The sequence below is a fragment of the Deltaproteobacteria bacterium CG11_big_fil_rev_8_21_14_0_20_42_23 genome (assembly GCA_002796345.1).
Lineage (GTDB): Bacteria > UBA10199 > UBA10199 > 2-02-FULL-44-16 > 2-02-FULL-44-16 > 1-14-0-20-42-23.
In genome coordinates, this window is the sequence record PCXC01000017.1 from 1 (window position 1) to 17,492 (window position 17,492).

The window sequence follows — 17,492 nt, forward strand, 5'->3', positions numbered from 1 at the left end:
TAAATTAATCCCGGAAGAAGTGAGCAAATCTGACATACAGTCCATCATCGGCGAAATCATCCGCATGCGCATTTCAAACCCAAAAACGCTGCAAATGGCTCAAGGTGATTTCAGCACCTATTTCGCTGCGAATGAAAGAGAAGAAGCACAAAAGTTCCAAAGCATTCTCGCCATTCAAACATCTCTTGGAGCTACAGTAGCCAGCATAGCTGGTATGTATTTCTTCATGGTCAAACCACAAATGAAGCTCATGCGTGAAACAATGGAAAGACAGATGAAAATTGCCGAAGAACAAATGCAACTCATGCGTCAATCAGTAGAAGCACAAAATAAACAGGTGAAAATTACTGATTTTGCAAAAGATCTTGTGGAAGTAATGCGAGAAAAACTGAAAGCTGATCCCAATTTCGATGTGCTAGGCCGCGATAAAGAAGCTGTTGATCTTTTAAATGCCCTCGCACGAGGTGAAGGACTTGGGCAAAACGCATTGCTTGTTGGTGAAACGGGTGTTGGTAAAAAATTAGTTACCTATAAAGCTGCTCTCTTAATTGCCGCAAACGATCCAAGAGTTCCTCCTGAACTAAAAACCTCTGCCATCTGGGAAGTAAACAACACACAATTTTTAGCTGGCACAATGTATAGAGGTTCATTCACAGATAAACTTGCAGTTGTTGAAGCCGAAATGGAAAAAGGAAACGTTCCTTACATTCCTGAACTTGGGAAAATGATGAACGCAGGCTCAACAAGTGAAGGTGATGCAGAATCACTAAAAACCCAATTACTAGAAATGCTTCAACGAGATCGCTCGCGTTTTATCGGTGACTTAAAACCAGACACATTAGAAATGATTATTCAAGGAGCAGATGATTATGACAGGCGTTTCCAAGAAGTAAGAATTTTTCACATGATTCCAAGCTCAATTTTAGAATCTTTACAAAAACAAGAAAGTATAAAACTTGAGACAAATAAAAATGTCACCTTCACTCCTGAAACCATAGAAGCAGCCGCTCGACTTGGGATTTATTACAGAAAACGAAGTGGTTCTGCACTATACGATGCCGCAAAAGGCGCCCTTGCTGATGCTGTTGATCAAGCCAGACAAGGCACTGAGCGAAGTACATCTGTAACCGTTACCGTTGAGCACGTTATAGCTGGTATCGCGAACAAGAGGAGTATTGCCGTTGATGTTATCGATCGAGAGGCTGGCCGTGAGCTCTTTAATACAGATGTCAAAATTGATTTAGAACACTCCCATATCTCACTTCCTTTTTGGGGAGGAAGTGCTGAAGAACAAAAAACAAGAACTCAAAGCAATTCTCCAAAAGCTAGACTTGAAGGAGTAAGACAACAGGTAAAAGAAATAATGCTTTACTCAGGAGATGAATTAAAACCTGCAGAGCTTCATGCTTTTAGCAGAACTATTCTGGGCCTTTGGGAAGAGTTACCTGAAAACGAAAAAAACATTTACAGAAAATCAGATGCTCCACTTGCCGAAAAACCTGGTCTCGTTCCAGAAAACTTTATTCGCCTTCGATTGCAACAAGCTGAAACAATGGCACTTGTACAGGCAAGCATCTCTCCTCTTCACGTAGCACAAGATATTGCTGTTAAAGAAGCTTTTAGAAATAAGAAAGCTCATGGAGATATAACAGGACCAGTCGGAGATGGTGGAATCATAGCTTTACGTAAAAGGATTCAGACACAACTTCATGATGAAGGGATCACAAAAGGAATAACAGATAAAAGAACAAGAATACAAATTGAACGTTATGCCCTTTCGATTGCTACTGATCGAACGTATTTGAAGAATACTGAGCCGCTTAGCGATGGAAAACTTGGCCCAAAAACCCTCGATCATATCAGAAACATTGCTTCAAGATCTGGTGGGGTTGCAAGTGCACTCAAGGCAAGGAAAGCAGAAAAAGCAAAAGCCGCTAAAAGAGAAGTACTTGAACGTGCGAAAAGTAGCAGAAGAGCATCTAGCCCAGTAAGATAATCGGGCTGAAGAAAGAGGTTATTATGCATAGCGCTGGAGAAAGAGGAAAAGTGGCATTAGAAAAACCAATTTACCCAACTCAAGAAATTGATGGCGTCGATGTTGTCTCTGAAGGTTCTTACAAAGGAGAAGTTACTGGTCTTTGTAACGGCATGAATGGCACGCATCGCATTGCGGGAATAGAATACACACGCGAAGAAGCGGAAGCAAAACGTGCTGACTGGAATTTAGCAAAAGGTCAATTCCATCTTGACGCTCAAAGCAGAAAACCTGGTGTTTATTGTATGTACTATCAAAACGAAGCCATCGTCGATGAGGCTTTAGAAAATCAACACTGCACCGATCACTTTGGCTGGCTTGATTATGCTCACTCGTGGATCGATGAACTTCCTTTTGTTCCAGAATCAAGCTGTGATTTGGAAGAACGACGACTAAAAACCTTTATTCATGGTGAACCCAGTTTCGCAGAAAAATCTATTGACTCTCTCATTGCAGGTGCTGGATTTACAATAGCAGGGATTGGAATAGGTTCTTTAGTAAGCAATAGAGTACGATCTAAAGTTTTCGAAATCGGAGGAAGAATAATCAGCTCTATTACAAATCGCTTTCCAGGTGGAGGAACCCCTCCAAGTACTGGGGGAGCTGGATCAACATCAAACACATCCGATGATACAAGCAAACCCACAGAAGCCGCGCGTAAAATGATCCAACACACCATGCCACTCGAATGGATGCGCCAAGTGTTGAACCAACAAACCATGCTTCAAGTGGGCGGAGCAACTGTTGCAGCTGGTGCCGTTGTTGCGGCATCAAAAACACCAACGTTTATGCAACTACTTCGTTTTCTTCCACAGTATGTTGGAATGCGTGGAGCTTCTCTTGCCGCAGTGCCAGCAGGAGCACTTCTGATGACGGTATCTGGCAGACATGCAGAAGAACAATCAAACCCATTCGTTCCCGATGCTATTTAGTTTGGCAGACAATGAAGAGGAAATTGTTACCATCATCCTATTGTCCTATCCCTCAAAATGAATCGACTAAAAAATAGTTGATATCGACTATTTTTTAGCTTCAAACTCAGCCAACATCTCTTCAAGCAGCGGAAGTGAAACGCCGACAACATTACTTTTATTTCCGTGAAGCGTTTTCACAAAATTGTGATCATCTTGAATTCCATAGCCGCCCGCTTTTTCTTTCCACAAGCCGCTTTGCACATATTCACTTATTTCTTTTTCAGACAATGTTCGAAATTCAACTTCCGATATTTCTGAGCGTGTTATCAAGGTTTGAAATGTTTTATCATCTGCACGGCGTAGAGAAAGAGCTGTGATCACTTCGTGCATTCTTCCGGAAAGTTTTCTCATCATCAAAAATGCATCATCGGCAGACGCAGGTTTTCCAAGCACTTCCTCTTCACACACCACAACAGTATCTGCAGTTAAAATAAAATCGACAGCAAAATCTTGAGTGATTTTTTTTGATTTTTCCTCTGCAAGACGCATGGCATAAGCTTTTGGGGTCTCATCATTTTTTTTGCTTTCATCAATGCGCGAGGAAATGTGCACTAAATCATAACCCGCATCTTCCAATATTTTTTTCCTTGCTTGTGATGCACTTGCCAAAAGAACCTTCATTTCATCTCATTTCTCGTTGTGCTGCTTTCTTGACCTTCTTTGCTTTTCACCATAAAGGAAAAGCACACCTTTTTTCAAGGAGGAGTTCAATGAAACGTTTGCTTTGTTTTTTTCTCTTTTTTTTGAGCTCACTTTTTGTTTTTTCTCCTTCGCTGCAAGCACAAACAGAAGCCCATATTAGCATTCCCGTCCACAACATGACCTGCTCCAGCTGTACCGCCACCATAGAAGGAGCTGTTCGTCCACTTGAAGGGGTTAAAACAGTGCAAGCCTCCAAAAAGGAAAAAGCTGTCCTCATTTCTTACGATCCACAAAAAGTATTGGTAGGCCAGCTTTTGCAAGCCATCATCGGAGCAGGTTATACAGCAGGCATGCCGGAAGAACAAAAAAAGTAGCTAAAAACAAGGCTTTTCTTCTTTTTTCACATCTTCAAAATAAGATCTAAACTCCTGAAATAAATAAATTCTTTTTAAACTGTATACAGCACAATGATTCCGCTTTCTTTTTTTGTATTGCATCGCGTTATATCTTCTCATAAGTCTCTACTTTGGCTGATGCTTTTCGATTTTGTACACGGCATACAAAAAGCACGCAACAAAATCACAGTATCGGCGATAAAGGATAGCAAGCTCCACTTGACATTAAGAAGGGATTTTCATGACCTTAGCCCGAATGCCGGCTTTACCACAAGTTCCTGCCTTTTTCAGGCAACATGGGTGGCTGACTACAGCAACTGGGACGTCTCCTCTTCTACCTTTAATAAAAAGCCCGCTCGTTGACGCATATGGTATGACAGATGCGCATATTCTCTTCGATCGCCAAAACCCACATCCTACTTTTGCACTCGCTTTTGCAGCCCAAGCTCCACGAAGAGACTCTGGCCTTTTTGCACATCTAGCTCCACTCATAACACCCCAAGTCGCACCTTCGGGAAACGGCAATTTGCTGCATCTAGCAAGTATTAGAACGCATCCGCATCCACAACCAATAAAACTCTTATATTATGCTTTCGATTTAAAGACTGCTGCACTACTTCCACTTCCTTTTCCCGCTCTTTTGGCCCTGCGTCACAACGGCATTTTCACTTTGCGACAACTTTGTGACCACACCCTAAACCAAGTGCGTCACATGAGCAGACTCAATAACGAGACTCCACCCCTCAGTCCAGATGAATTAGAAGTTCTTGTGAGATATCTTGATTCTCTAGGCCTTGCACTTAGAACTACTTCTTATCCCGAAAATTTTCCCAACGCACCTGAACTAGCCGATGCCGCACACCAACTTCTCAACTTCGAGCGCGTGTATGATTTTGAAATAATAACTTTTTGTGATTTCGCTGAGAAAGAAGGTATCATTGAAGGTCGAGATCTTACTCGGTATCTAACTGCAGCAAGAGCTCTTAGAATCACCTTTGCCACTCCACCTGCTGACTCTCTCGAAACTTTTTCATGTGCAGGAAGTCTTGGAAGAAGGCATTTTTCACCTGAGGTCATTCTAACCCTGAGAAGAAACAAAATTCGCACCCTTAGTGACCTACAACAATTGACTGAACTCGAAGTAAGGGCTCTATTAACCTTAAGTCCTACCGAATTGTGCCAACTTACCGAGCATGCCCGCCAAAATGCATTAGGGAATATGATCATCGCAGAAAGAATTTCTATAAGAACGCCATTCCAATACCGAGTGCCGGAAGCCGATGAAGTTTCCGACTGGTGTGTAGATCGTCAAAATCCCATCACAGGAAGAACATCACGAGCTTTAAGTGGCGGAGTAATAACCGGTCTTTTGCAATCTGGTTACAAACTGAAAGCAGAACTTGCATCTCTTTTGCCTCACGAGCTTGCGCTCATTCCCGGAGTGGGCTTCGGAAGAAATTTGAAACTAGTGCAGAGTGCTCTCGAAAGTGAAGGTCTTTCACTTCGAACACCTACAGATCATGAGACTGCAACGCTTCTAGAAGACCTTATCACTGCCGCAGTTAAAACCCGATTGGCTTCAAGCACTTCTTCCTCTCCTATCAATCCTTATGATGTAGCTGAATTTACGCGATTAACATATGCTAATACGGCTAAAGCCGATACATTTGCTAACACCTTAAGAGAGCAAAACATCACTAATTTGAAAAACATTGATGCAACAGCGCTTGCACTATACATTGCAAGATATCTTTTAACTACACCTCAATATCAAGAGCTTACTCAAGCTACGATTTTTACCACTGATGGTGAAGCACTTATAAAGCCAACTGATTTTTCAGGCTCTCCACAACAAAAGGCACTTTACGAGGCCTTTTTCACAGAAACAAGAGCTCCTAGAGAGACTTTTACCCTTTTGTCTAGATATGAGGAAGATGCAACAAGAGATGCGAGTGTTATTCTTGGAAAAATGTACTCTCTTGGCATGACAGATACCAGTTCCATAGCTGCTGAAAGCCAAGATCACCTTCTCAACCTTGGTGCCGATCTTACTGCAGGACTAAGAAATGATTACACGCCTCAGCCTTCTTGGACCGGTTTTACTCCTCAAGAAATTAAGCTAATCTCTGAAGCTCTTCAAGCAAAAGGGCTCGCTCTTTCAACTCGATATCGCTCAACGGTGCTTCCAGAGCATCTTGATCTCCTCAATGAACTGGCACCTTCTGCTCATCCAGTTCTTCAGATTGTTCCTGGAGATACTGATGATACAAAACCACTCACTCATGTTTTTACCACAGCACGATCAGGTTCTCCTCTCCATATTCTTCCTCCAGAAATAAAAGCTGCATACTATGGAACGGGAAAGACAACAGGTCTCCACGAACTCACCCTCATGCTTCAAATGCTTCCTAACCACACAAAACTTGCTATCACCACGGATCCCTCAGAAGCTGCCATTGATGGGCAAATCAGAATTTATCGAGAGACTGCAGAAGAAGAAACAGACCCCAAGCTAAAAACTAAATTAGAAGCCTTGTACAATCACGCTGTAACTGAACGAAGCAATGTTCTTGCTGCACTCACATCCATCAACTCAAGCGGCTCCATCACCCTTGAACAAGCAAAGTTACTCAGCCTCTTTTTCTACTATGATCGAGAACAGAAAGTTGTCCTCACAGACCTCGACACTTCACTTTCTGCTACAGCTGAAGTAGAAAAAGGGAAATTTACTGGCGATTTCGACATGCAAACCTTGCGGAACACACGCGACGTAGAAGCTGCCTACGTCCCAGGTCTTAACAACGTCATTTGGTTTTCAACTAAAGTGCGTCCCGAAGATTCTAAAGGACCAATTCGTGTCTATATCGCGGGCGCTGGAGGCAAATGGTCGTCCGCTTCTTCAATGGCAAGGCTCATTGAGACAGATGCCGACCGTGGCATTTTCTCAATTACCTTCGACCCCGCTGCTCATGGTATTGCAGGAAGAAATTATCAGTTTGGCCAAGAGTTTGCTTATGACATGGACAGCTACATGGCTTGGCTTCACCAAATTGTCACTCAACTCAACACCTATGGTAAGAGAGTGGTTCTTGTTGGGCGGAGCACAGGAGCTAATACCGCTAGACAATACGCTCACACTTATCCTGGTTCAGCTCTCGCTGTTGTAGCCATGGGAGGTTACACTCCCGAAGTTCTTGATGGCAACATGCAAAAACTTGCTATCAAAGTAGCGGACGGTGAAACAAACTTAAATCCTGTAGGGCTATTAGAGATGGCGCTTCTTGAGGATAACCATCCTTGGTCTACGGGCTTTAACTTTTACAATCGTCCTTTTTCTCCAGATGATCTAGGTGGAACAATCTTAGGTGTTGTGGGTGCGGAAAAAGATGATGAATATCCAGATGGCTTCATCCATGAGCTAGCTGAAGAGGCAAGCCGAAACGGTCAATCATCACTCGCCTTTGAAGGTGCAGTGCAACACAACCCTTATCGTCAAGAACTTATGCCACCCATGACTCCAGAGAGAATGGCCGAGGGACTTGCAATGCTTGATGCTCTTCAGCCTTTTGGAGCTGAAGAAGCGGACCTCCTGACCTTTGCAGCCGCTCTTTTCCAGAATGCCGTTGCTCAAGTAGCTGCGCATGAAATAAACCGTTTTATACACGATGCCGCATCTGGAGAGAACTACACACCAACACAACAATCACTTAATGCCTATGCAATTGTTTCTGATAACAAAAGGCGAGCACTCCTAAAAAGGCTATCTGTAGCAGAAAGTACATTGACGAAGCTGGAAAAAAATCAAAAAACACCGGTGGACAAGCTTGAAAAAGCGCAAGCTGAGCTCGAGCTTCAACAAAGGACACTTGCAAACTTCGATGCGGAATACCAAACAAACTTAAGGCTCATCGCTGGGTGGAGTGCTTATGTCGACCGAAGAGCAGAAGAGAATGATGTAGCATTTGGTCGTTCTCACTGAGAAGCAAAATCTCCTTCACCCTCTTTTTATTTTTAGCCTCCCTCTTCCATTTGACTGTTCAAAACAAACGCTGTAATGCTCTGGCCAAGTTTTTTTCTTTTTTACACTCCAAATAGCAAGGACACTTCTCATGCTCAAAACAAATGAACACGATCTCGTTGCGTTATCAGTGCTTGGCCAAGTTGCGCCGGCCATGGTTTGGCCAAGTGAAGTGGGCCACAACGGCAAAGTGCACAATGTGCCAGCAGTTGGCGGCATTTGCTATAACGTGCTTGTGGGCGACAAAGCCTGCGGCTGGGCCGCTGATCATATTGAGCCTGCGGTTTCCAGCGTGGCTGATCCCGCAAAGCGAAACGACAAAGAAAACAAGGTCTACAACTTTTTAGCCTGCGTTGGAAATGAAGCCACAATTCTAAACGGCGATGCCAAAGGCCAAAAAGGAATTGTCACCGGTCATCATGGCGGCGTTGAACATGTGATGATCGATTTTCCTCAAGCCGTGCTGAACAAAATGAACGGCGATGAAAAAATTCGCATCAGCAGCCTTGGCCAAGGTTTGAAATTAATCGGCTACCCGGAAGTGATGATCAGTTCTACTTCTCCGCAGCTCCTTAAAAAAATGGGCATCGTTGAAAAAAAAGGAAAGCTTGAAGTTCCAGTAGCTCACATCATCCCCGGAAAACTCATGGGCTCTGGCCTGGGTTCACTCAACACCTTCACTGGCGACTTTGACATCATGACGGCTGACGAAGCTGAAATCAAAAAACTGGGCCTTGACACGCTCAAGCTTGGCGATATCGTTGCCATCACTGACATGGACGCCAAATATGGTTGGTGTTACAAAACGGGCGCGGTAATGATTGGCGTGATTATTCACGGCGACTCAAATGCTTCTGGTCACGGCCCCGGAGTTACTTCACTTATGGCAAGCACTGATGGAACCATTGTTCCCGTGAAAACAAAAGAAGCCAACATCGGGAAACTGTTTCAGATTGGGCGTTACAGAAGCAAAAAAAAGTAAGGAGGTTTTATGGCACTCATGCATTCAACCGAAATGATGATTGGAGAAAAAGCTCCATCGTTTTCACTTTTGGGCACAGATGACAAAACACATAGCTTTGCTGGTTTACTCAACGGCAAAAAAGCGGCTGTGATTATGTTCATCTGCAATCATTGCCCTTATGTAAAAGCGCACTTCAGACGCATTGCACAACTTGCAGAAAAATATCTTCACAAAGAAGTTGCTGTGATTGGCATTAATCCAAATGATGAAAATGTTTACTCCGAAGATTCATTCGAAAACATGAAAAAAATTGTAGTGAAACACCATTTTGTTTTTCATTATCTTCGAGATGACCAGCAAACCGTTGCAAAAGCTTACAATGCTGTCTGCACTCCAGAATTTTTTGTCACTGATGCAAATGGCATCATTCGTTTTCATGGTGCCTTCGATGATAATTGGAAAGATGAAGCCGAAGTAACAACACGCTATTTGGAAAACGCCATCGAAGATATTCTTGCTGGAAGAGAAGTAAAAGAGGTCACTCCACATTCTATGGGCTGCTCAATCAAATGGAAAAGTTGAAATGAAAATTTTTCTCACCCTTTTACTTTTTCTTTTTTCTGCACCTCTCTTTGCAAACACTGTTATTCCTTACCATTACCACGGAGATGGAAAATTTCAGCTTCGCAGCAATCATACAACGCAACATTTTGAAGGAAAGTTTCGAAATGAAGATGGAAGCTACAATGAAGCTGCACTCAAAAAAATAAATCTTGTTTTTCAAGCTAACTACAACAACCCGGAAACCCGCATCAGCATTAGACTTCTTGAGTTTATCGATTTTCTTCAAGACCACTTTCACGGTGGAACCATCACACTAAGTTCGGGATATAGAAATCCTGTTTACAATCAAAATTTGCGGAACAATGGCAAACTTGCAGCAAAGGCATCGTTGCACCAGTATGGCATGGCCGCCGATTTAAAAATTCAAGGCGTTTCTTCCAAAAAAATATGGGAATACATGCGAGAGATTTCCTTTGGTGGCGCTGGATATTACGGCGGAGAGTATATTCACGTTGATACCGGCCCTGCCAGATTTTGGGATCAAAATACGTCAAAAGTAGGAACTGATATTTCAGATGATAACAAACTTTTAATTCTCGTTCCCGAAAAAGATTTCTACTTGTCCGAAAAAAATATAACGGTAAAAGTTGTGCGCGTTACTTCATGGCCACTTTTTCTTTCTTCACACTTCACACTGATAAACAAAGATGGAACAAAGAAAAAAAAGAAGGAAATAAAACTTGTATTGGGAGAAAAAAAAGCAGAAGAGTGTCTTGAATTTCACACTGTAAAAAGTGTAAGCAATCTTCTTTTTGAACTTCCAAAAAAAGTAAAGGCAGGCTCATACTCGCTTATAGCAAGGGTTTGCAAGCGAGACAACGTTGACACTCCAAGCGAAATTGAAACAACTTTATTGAGGATAGCACCTTGATACTCAAAAAAATTCAGAATGATGAATTAAGAGCTATTGTTTATATGCTGTCTTCAGCTTTTCTCTTCAATCTTACATGGATGGGAGTGAAAGGTTTGCAAAATGAACTTCCTCTTTTCGAACTCATTTTTTTTCGCTCATTTATTTCTCTTCTTTTCCTTCTTCCTTTCACCATAAAGCATTCAAAAACCTTGAAGGCAAAACAAGGATGGCTGCTTTTTGCTCGCTCTCTCTTTGGCCTTATTGGAATGGGGCTTAATTTTTTCGCCCTTCCCTTTCTTTCGCTTGGCGATCTCACTGCCGTCTTCAACACACTTCCCATCATCATGGCTCTCTTAGCGCCATTTCTTTTGAAGGAACGCTTCAATCCAAAGCGTTTTTGGTTGATTGTCATTTCATTTATTGGAGTGTGTCTTGTGGTGAAACCTGGCCACAGTCATTTCAGCATTGCCTCTCTTATGCCTTTAACAGCTGCGTTTGCGGTTGCTCTCTCTATGATTTTCATCCGAAAACTGAATAAGCAAAACACAAGCTACATCATCGCCTTCTACTTCACACTTTTTGCCAGTATTTTTTCGCTCCCCTTTTGCATCGCCAACTTTGTGATGCCCAATGCAGAACAATGGCTGCTTCTTTTAGAAATTGGACTCACCGTCAGCATAGCCCAAGTTTTGCTCACCAAAGCCTACATCTGCGCCGAGGCCTCGTTTGTTGCGCCCTTCGGCTACAGCTCTGTACTTTGGGCTTATTTGGGAGGCATGATGTTCTGGAACGAGGTTCCCGATCTTCTCACGCTTGCTGGGGTTATTTTCATTACGAGCTCCGGCATTCTAATTATGAGGCAAAGTAAACGGGAAAAGCTTGTTCCAGCTGGAATACCAGCTTTAAAGACCTAGAGAGAAGCCTCGTTTTTTTTCTAACCAGCCCGGAAACGCTTGCCTTTCCTAGCTTTCCATGGCATAGCACCTCGGACTTTTCTTAAAAGGAGTGGCCATATGAAACGTTTTACCTTTCTCGTTTTGTTCCTTATTTCTAGCTCATTTTTGGCTTGTAATGCCGCCAGATGCCCCGAAACAGAAACCATCGTAAAAGTAGTGTTGCTTAAAGACATCAACTTTGCCTTCGACCGCGCCGACCTCCTTCCATCGGCGGTTACTCTTTTGGAAGAAAACCTTGAGTTGCTTCAAAAAGATCCCAATCTTCTCGTTCGCATTGAAGGCCATTGCGATTATCTTGGCAGCGATGCTTACAACCAAAACCTTTCAGAGCGCAGAGCAGCAAGTGTTCGCAATTATTTTGTAGGACAAGGTTTAGACTTCAGCCGTTTTGCCATTTTTGGTTATGGAAGAACACGCCCCATCGCACCTAACGATACCGACGAAGGCCGTGCAAAAAATAGACGCGTTGAATTGAAAATTGTAAGACCAGGAGAAGTGCTCCACTGGCCATTCACCCGTCTCCCACAAAACAATTCCGGGAATTGATTTTGAATTGGGGAAAAATATTCTTCCCTTTGCGTCGCTCTGAAATTTCCGCTCAAGCGCCACGGAAATTTCATCCAACATTTCGGCCTTCATCATTTTCTTTATGGCTGTTAAAGAGATGAAGGCCTCAAAAGTGCGCTCTCACAAAGGGAAGAATATTTTTCCTGAGTTGGAAATGAATACCGCTGCATTAAAGCACAAAACCTACTAAATTTAGACGCCGCTTTATCGATCTTTCAAATAAGTCTTAATTCTTTTTGCGGCTTCTTTGCATTCTTCAACACTGGGCACAAGCGCTAGACGCACAAAGCCTTCGCCAGGGTTCACTCCTCGCACTTCGCTACTCACCCAATTTCCTGGCGTTGTTACCATGGCAATGTTGGGATCAAGCAATTTTTGCGCAAACTCTACAGATGTCATCCCTTTTGGAACAGGTTGCCACATGTAAAGCGTTGCTTCTGGTTTACACTCTGGTAAACCCGCATCAACAAAGGCTTCAACGATAATGTCGCGTTTTGTTCGGTACAAAGCTCGCAACTCTTCCACATGCTTTTCATCCGAAAGTGCTGCAATGGCTGCATCCTGGATGAAGGTAGCTGCACCTGAATCAACATTGGTTTTTAATTTTTTAAAGGCATCAATAATCCGTGCATCACCTGCACACCAGCCAATGCGATAACACGTCATGCAACTTCGTTTAGAAAGCGACTGAAAAACAACCACACCTTCTTTTGCAATTTCTAAAATGGAAAGTGGTTTTTCAGTTCCAAAATAATTTTCGGTATAAGGTTCATCCGAAGCGATGATGATGTTGTGCTTTTTCCCAAACGCTACAAGTTCTTCATAAAATGCTCGCGATGCCAAAACACCTGTTGGATTGTTAGGATAATTCACCCACATAATTTTTGCGCGCTTACAAATATCTTCTGGAATCTCATCAAGTTTTGGCAAAAAATTATTTTCAGGAAGAAGATTCACATAATACACTTCGCCCTCGGCAAACTGAGTTCCTCTGGTGTATGGCGGGTAGCCGGGGTTTGGAACAATTACTACGTCACCAGGATTTACAAAAGCTTCGGCAAAATTAAACACAGCTTCTTTCGAACCAACCGAAGATGCAATTTCAGTTTTTGGATTTAGCTCAACGCCAAAACGCGCCTTGGTCCACTTTGCAATGGCTTCACGATATTCAAGTGAGCCAATATAACTTGGATAGCCCGCACTTTTTCGCACGTCACTTGCTTCTTTCAAGGCTGCTCGAATAATTTCTGGCGTAGGTTCACTAGGGTCACCAACGCCAAAGTCGATGGGATTAATACCTTGCTCTTTCAACTCAGCAACTTTTTTATCCACCTCGGCAAATGCATATCCAGTAAGAGCTGCAAGTCTTTTTGAAACTTTAATTTCCATCACCACTCCTTGTTAAAACCACTTTGGCATGTGAATAAGTGCACATAAATCTTCAACTGTTTGACGTTTGCGAATAAGTGCATGCTGCCCGTTATTCACCAAAACTTCAGCTGCCTGCAACCTTCCGTTGTAAGGATAGCTCATGCAAAAACCATAAGCTCCACAATTTTCAACCACGATAAGATCGCCACATGCTAACGGCGGCAACATTCTCTCTTTGCACCACACGTCGGTATTTTCGCACAACTGTCCTGTGATATTTGTGGGAACTCGCTTTTGATTTTCTTTTCCATTCACGCGAATGTGATGGTAGGCATCATACAAAACAGGACGCATTAATAAATTGAAACCGATGTCGGTTCCTACAAAACGTTGATAGCTTTCTTTAACAGCATGCACGCGACCCAAGAGAAAACCAGCATCGCCCACAAAATATCGGCCGGGTTCCATCATGAGGCGCGGCGGGGTAAGCGAGTATTCATCACACTTAGCGAGGAAGGCATTCACCACAAGTTCTGCAGTTTTTTCTATATCAAGTTCAGGTTCTTCGGGAAGATAAGGAATGCCAAGTCCGCCACCAAGATTTACGAATGAAAATTGAATGCCCAGTTCTTTTGCAGTTCTGCCCACCACATCCATAAGCTTTAAGGTGATTTCTTCGAAATAAGCTGGATCGGTCACGCAAGAGCCGGTCATCATGTGCACACCAAATGTCTTGATGCCAGCATCTCTTGCCATTCTGTAAGCTTCAATTGTTTTTTCGTGCGGCACACCAAACTTTGCTTTGCTGCCAGCAAACACATCTTCTTCACCTACGTTGCTTTTTCCAATGCCCGGATTAATGCGAAAACAAATGGTTTCCGGCGTGCCATATTTTAAAAGTCTTGGAAGCAAAGAAATGTCATCAAGGTTAATCAGTGTTCCTTCTTCACTTGCCGCTTTCAAATCTTCCTCTGACAAATAATTCCCAGTGAAAAGAATCTTGTTCCCATTTACGCCCAATTTTTTTGCAAGTTTGATTTCATTAATGGAAGCCGTATCAATACCAACGCCTTCACTGGCAATAATGGAAGCTATAGCCAAATTGGAATTGGACTTAATGGCGTAGAAAAGATCGAAATTATCGTAGAGCGAACGAAAGGCCTTAAACACACGCTGAACATTACTGCGAATACGCGCCTCGTCGTAAACATAGAGTGGAGTGCCATATGTCGTCGCCAGCTCGCTTACAGCAATGCCACCAAGGTGAATCTGTTCCATACTTTCCTCGTTTCTACCTTAAGATTCAAGCGCTTGCTACTAGTGAACTCACGCGAAAATGGCAAGTTTTTCTCCTTTCTCTTCCAGCAGCAAAAAACACTGCAAAAATGAAGGGGCTCGTAATTCTTTATTGACACTTTCTTGCACATTCTTTAGGTGTCCAAAAAATGTTAATTTCTCTTTCCCCCTAGAGGAGGTTGTAAAGGAATTGAATAATTTTTCACCGCACCCAGCTACCGATACAAACTTTTTCTCGTCTTCCGCGGAAAATGCGTCTTTGTCACCCTTATCTTCAAGCACCTGAAGCGGTTTTGGGAAAACGCTTTTTTAGACCACTTTTAATCTAGTCTTTTTCTTCACCTTTTGAATGTTCATTGCGCATCCTTGAACTTGGATTCGCATTTAACTTTAGACATGCTCTAAAGGAAGGAAAAAGAAAATGCACATACCCGTTGCAATAACTTCTGCGGCACCTGCAACTCTTTTTGTAGTTGCGCCTGGTCTTCCAGGCATGCCGCGTTCTAACTATACTGATAATCTTGTTGCTATGACTCGTGCAGCGAAAAGCTATGGTGCACAGCTTGTTCCTGTTCTTCCCACTAGCTTTAAAGGCTCGCTTCCTCCAGAAATATCACCGCCCCTTTTACTAGATGCACCACATCGTGGAGACGAGCTTGCTCGAGCAGCAAGAACGCATGTACCCCGGGTAACGCAGATCCTTCCTCTTCGGGAAGCGATGGTTATTCCTGCAGCGCAGGCTTCTTCTGAACTGACACTTGAAGATCCCGTTCCTGCTCTTGCGGCCTTAAGGGCAAGAGATAAGCTCACCATGAAAACAGCACTAATGGCTGCAGGCCTTGATGTGGCTGATTTTACGGCCCTTGACACTCTGGACGGCTTAGAAGCTTTTGCACGCAAACATAATTATCACGTGGTTGTAAAACCTCGAGAAGATGCTTCTTGCCTTGGAACACACCTCATTCACACTGAAGCAGATGTAAAACAAGTATGGGATGCCATTCAGTCTTCTGCCGAAACTTATATCGCGGAAGCTTTTGTTGATGTAGCTGCTGAATACCACAGCAATCTCATTGTCCGCGGTGGTAAAGCTGTTTTCCACGGCCTTGGAAAGTATTCATCTCCTCTTCTTCAAGATCTTTTTGCCTGCGATATCACGCGACACCTCAATCTTACACCGATTGAGGCTTCGATAAAGCAAATGTCTTTACGCGTGCTTCGAGCACTTGGCATTGAACATGAAATTGCACCTGCTCATATTGAATATTTAGTCACAAGCGATGGACGTTTACTGGTAGGTGAAGCTGCACTGCGCTTGCCCGGTGGTGCCATTGTAAGTTTATTTGAACACACAACTGGAGTAAACATGGCAGCCGCATGGATACACGCTTTGCTCAACCCCCATTACACGGCTGAGCAAACTACGCCCCAACATGATCTTGCCAGTGAGCTGATTGGATTAAACGAAGCTGTGAAATTAGAAGAAATTCCCTCACTTGAAGCACTTCAGCAGGAAGCCCCTGAGATTGTAGCACTTCTTCAATGGGCTGATGCAGGCGATACTATTCCAGCAGCTCTTGGGTCATCAGCAAACCGTTTTGCTTCGGTTTTTTTCAACGTTGATCCAAACAGCAATTTTGCTGACACAAGAAAAAAGGTTAGGGATCTTGTCTATGGAGGATTACGCGTGCTTCCTCTTCGCAAGGCCGTGTAAAAATATTTGAGACATCCCCTGCTGCTGAAGGCTATGAAGAAAATTTGACAAGCCCAAGTCAACCCATTAGAGCGAGGCTAAACTCAATTCATCAAGGAGATTGAAATATGAAACGTTTGTTTTTCCTTTTTGTGGTAATGCTTTGCATTCTTGTTGGCAGTTCTTCGTTTGCCGCATGGAACGAAACCACCGTCCGCAAAGGCCAGCCAGAACTGCTTAAGAGCGTCATTGAAAAAGCAAGCACTACTAAAAATGCGGTAGTTGTTTTTGATTTAGATTCAACGCTACTTGATGCGAGACTAAGAAGTCTTCGTATTTACCATGAATACGGATCTCAGTTTAACATTCCTGAACTTTTCAACGTAGAACGTAGAAATGTAGCGGGCTGGAACTTCCGTGACCATTTTCTCAGCAGCGGAATGAAAAAAGACTTAGCGCTCAAATTGGACGAAGAGATTAAAACTTTTTGGAAACCACGATTTTTTTCAAATGAATACGTGGCAAACTACGATATTCCTCTTCCTGGCGCTTTGGATTATGTAAATACAATTTATAAGACGGGCGCGAACATTGTTTACATTACAGGGAGAAATGACGATTTGAAAACAGGAACCATAGCAACATTAAAGCATTTTGGTTTTCCTATCAACGTTGCGAGAACAACCCTTATCATGAAGCCTGCAAAACTAGTTCAAAAAACTGAAGGCTATACTCATGAAAAACAAAGTCAAATTGATGAAGACTACAAAATTACAGCAACGAAAAAGGCCAAAGCAATAGGAAATGTCATCGCTGTTTTTGACAATGAGCCAACTCATATCAATCTCTATTCAGATCAATTTCAAGGTGCCACTGTTGTGTTTGTCGACACCGACACAAGCCCTCTCAAAACAAAACCTTATTCAACACTTCCGGTGATTAACGGATGGTTGATGAAGTAAAAAGTGTTTTGAAATTTTTGCTAGAAGAAAAAGGCTCACTTCGGTGAGTCTTTTTTTATGGTAAGGTTTTGTGATGACTCCAAAAAAAAAATTCCTGAATTGCTGGATCCCCGCGTACGCGAGGATGACAAAGGACAAAATT

General features: G+C 42.9%; 15 protein-coding genes. 11 read left to right on the forward strand and 4 right to left on the reverse strand.

The window, feature by feature from the left end; all coding sequences use genetic code 11:
• A partial coding sequence (locus COV43_02075; GenBank protein PIR26281.1) for a hypothetical protein occupies positions 1 to 1,996 on the forward strand: 1,996 nt, incomplete at its 5' end.
• A gap of 23 nt (positions 1,997 to 2,019) precedes the next feature.
• Positions 2,020 to 2,967 (forward strand): hypothetical protein, encoded by a 948-nt coding sequence (locus tag COV43_02080; protein ID PIR26282.1) that lies wholly within the window; start codon positions 2,020 to 2,022, stop codon positions 2,965 to 2,967.
• Between the two features lie 87 nt (positions 2,968 to 3,054).
• Here COV43_02080 and maf read toward each other — a convergent pair whose 3' ends face one another.
• The gene (gene maf, locus COV43_02085) at positions 3,055 to 3,630 is read right to left on the reverse strand and encodes a septum formation protein Maf (protein ID PIR26283.1); all 576 of its coding nucleotides are present in this window, start codon (positions 3,628 to 3,630) and stop codon (positions 3,055 to 3,057) included.
• Here maf and COV43_02090 point away from each other — a divergent pair.
• The 7 genes from COV43_02090 (at position 3,606) to COV43_02120 (ending at position 12,007) form a co-directional block, all read left to right on the forward strand.
• Positions 3,606 to 4,025, forward strand: coding sequence for a hypothetical protein (locus COV43_02090; GenBank protein PIR26284.1), 420 nt, complete (start codon positions 3,606 to 3,608; stop codon positions 4,023 to 4,025). The two genes, maf and COV43_02090, sit on opposite strands and share 25 nt — an antisense overlap.
• 394 nt (positions 4,026 to 4,419) lie before the next feature.
• Positions 4,420 to 8,025, forward strand: a complete 3,606-nt coding sequence (locus COV43_02095; GenBank protein ID PIR26285.1) for a hypothetical protein — start codon at positions 4,420 to 4,422, stop codon at positions 8,023 to 8,025.
• Positions 8,026 to 8,155: 130 nt separating this feature from the next.
• Positions 8,156 to 9,046: a DUF4438 domain-containing protein gene (locus tag COV43_02100; GenBank protein PIR26286.1), complete on the forward strand. Its 891-nt coding sequence runs from the start codon at positions 8,156 to 8,158 to the stop codon at positions 9,044 to 9,046.
• 9 nt (positions 9,047 to 9,055) lie between these two features.
• Positions 9,056 to 9,610, forward strand: a complete 555-nt coding sequence (locus COV43_02105; GenBank protein PIR26287.1) for a thioredoxin family protein — start codon at positions 9,056 to 9,058, stop codon at positions 9,608 to 9,610.
• Between the two features lies 1 nt (position 9,611).
• Positions 9,612 to 10,523 (forward strand): hypothetical protein, encoded by a 912-nt coding sequence (locus COV43_02110; GenBank protein ID PIR26288.1) that lies wholly within the window; start codon positions 9,612 to 9,614, stop codon positions 10,521 to 10,523.
• The gene (locus COV43_02115; GenBank protein PIR26289.1) at positions 10,520 to 11,419 is read left to right on the forward strand and encodes a hypothetical protein; all 900 of its coding nucleotides are present in this window, start codon (positions 10,520 to 10,522) and stop codon (positions 11,417 to 11,419) included. The genes COV43_02110 and COV43_02115 overlap by 4 nt, the downstream gene beginning before the upstream one ends.
• A gap of 99 nt (positions 11,420 to 11,518) precedes the next feature.
• Positions 11,519 to 12,007 (forward strand): hypothetical protein, encoded by a 489-nt coding sequence (locus COV43_02120; protein ID PIR26290.1) that lies wholly within the window; start codon positions 11,519 to 11,521, stop codon positions 12,005 to 12,007.
• Positions 12,008 to 12,232: 225 nt separating this feature from the next.
• Here the strand turns inward: COV43_02120 and COV43_02125 are convergent, their stop codons facing one another.
• The 3 genes from COV43_02125 to COV43_02135 are packed head-to-tail and all read right to left on the reverse strand — an operon-like array spanning position 12,233 to position 14,977.
• Positions 12,233 to 13,417 (reverse strand): LL-diaminopimelate aminotransferase, encoded by a 1,185-nt coding sequence (locus tag COV43_02125; protein ID PIR26291.1) that lies wholly within the window; start codon positions 13,415 to 13,417, stop codon positions 12,233 to 12,235.
• 12 nt (positions 13,418 to 13,429) lie between these two features.
• Positions 13,430 to 14,677: a diaminopimelate decarboxylase gene (lysA, locus tag COV43_02130; GenBank protein ID PIR26292.1), complete on the reverse strand. Its 1,248-nt coding sequence runs from the start codon at positions 14,675 to 14,677 to the stop codon at positions 13,430 to 13,432.
• 48 nt (positions 14,678 to 14,725) lie between these two features.
• Positions 14,726 to 14,977, reverse strand: a complete 252-nt coding sequence (locus tag COV43_02135) for a hypothetical protein (GenBank protein ID PIR26293.1) — start codon at positions 14,975 to 14,977, stop codon at positions 14,726 to 14,728.
• Positions 14,978 to 15,116: 139 nt separating this feature from the next.
• Between COV43_02135 and COV43_02140 the strand changes: the two genes are divergently transcribed.
• Together COV43_02140 and COV43_02145 are read left to right on the forward strand one after the other, a co-directional pair.
• Positions 15,117 to 16,409, forward strand: coding sequence for a hypothetical protein (locus COV43_02140; GenBank protein ID PIR26294.1), 1,293 nt, complete (start codon positions 15,117 to 15,119; stop codon positions 16,407 to 16,409).
• 107 nt (positions 16,410 to 16,516) lie between these two features.
• Positions 16,517 to 17,350, forward strand: a complete 834-nt coding sequence (locus COV43_02145; protein ID PIR26295.1) for a hypothetical protein — start codon at positions 16,517 to 16,519, stop codon at positions 17,348 to 17,350.
• Positions 17,351 to 17,492: the final 142 nt, after the last annotated feature.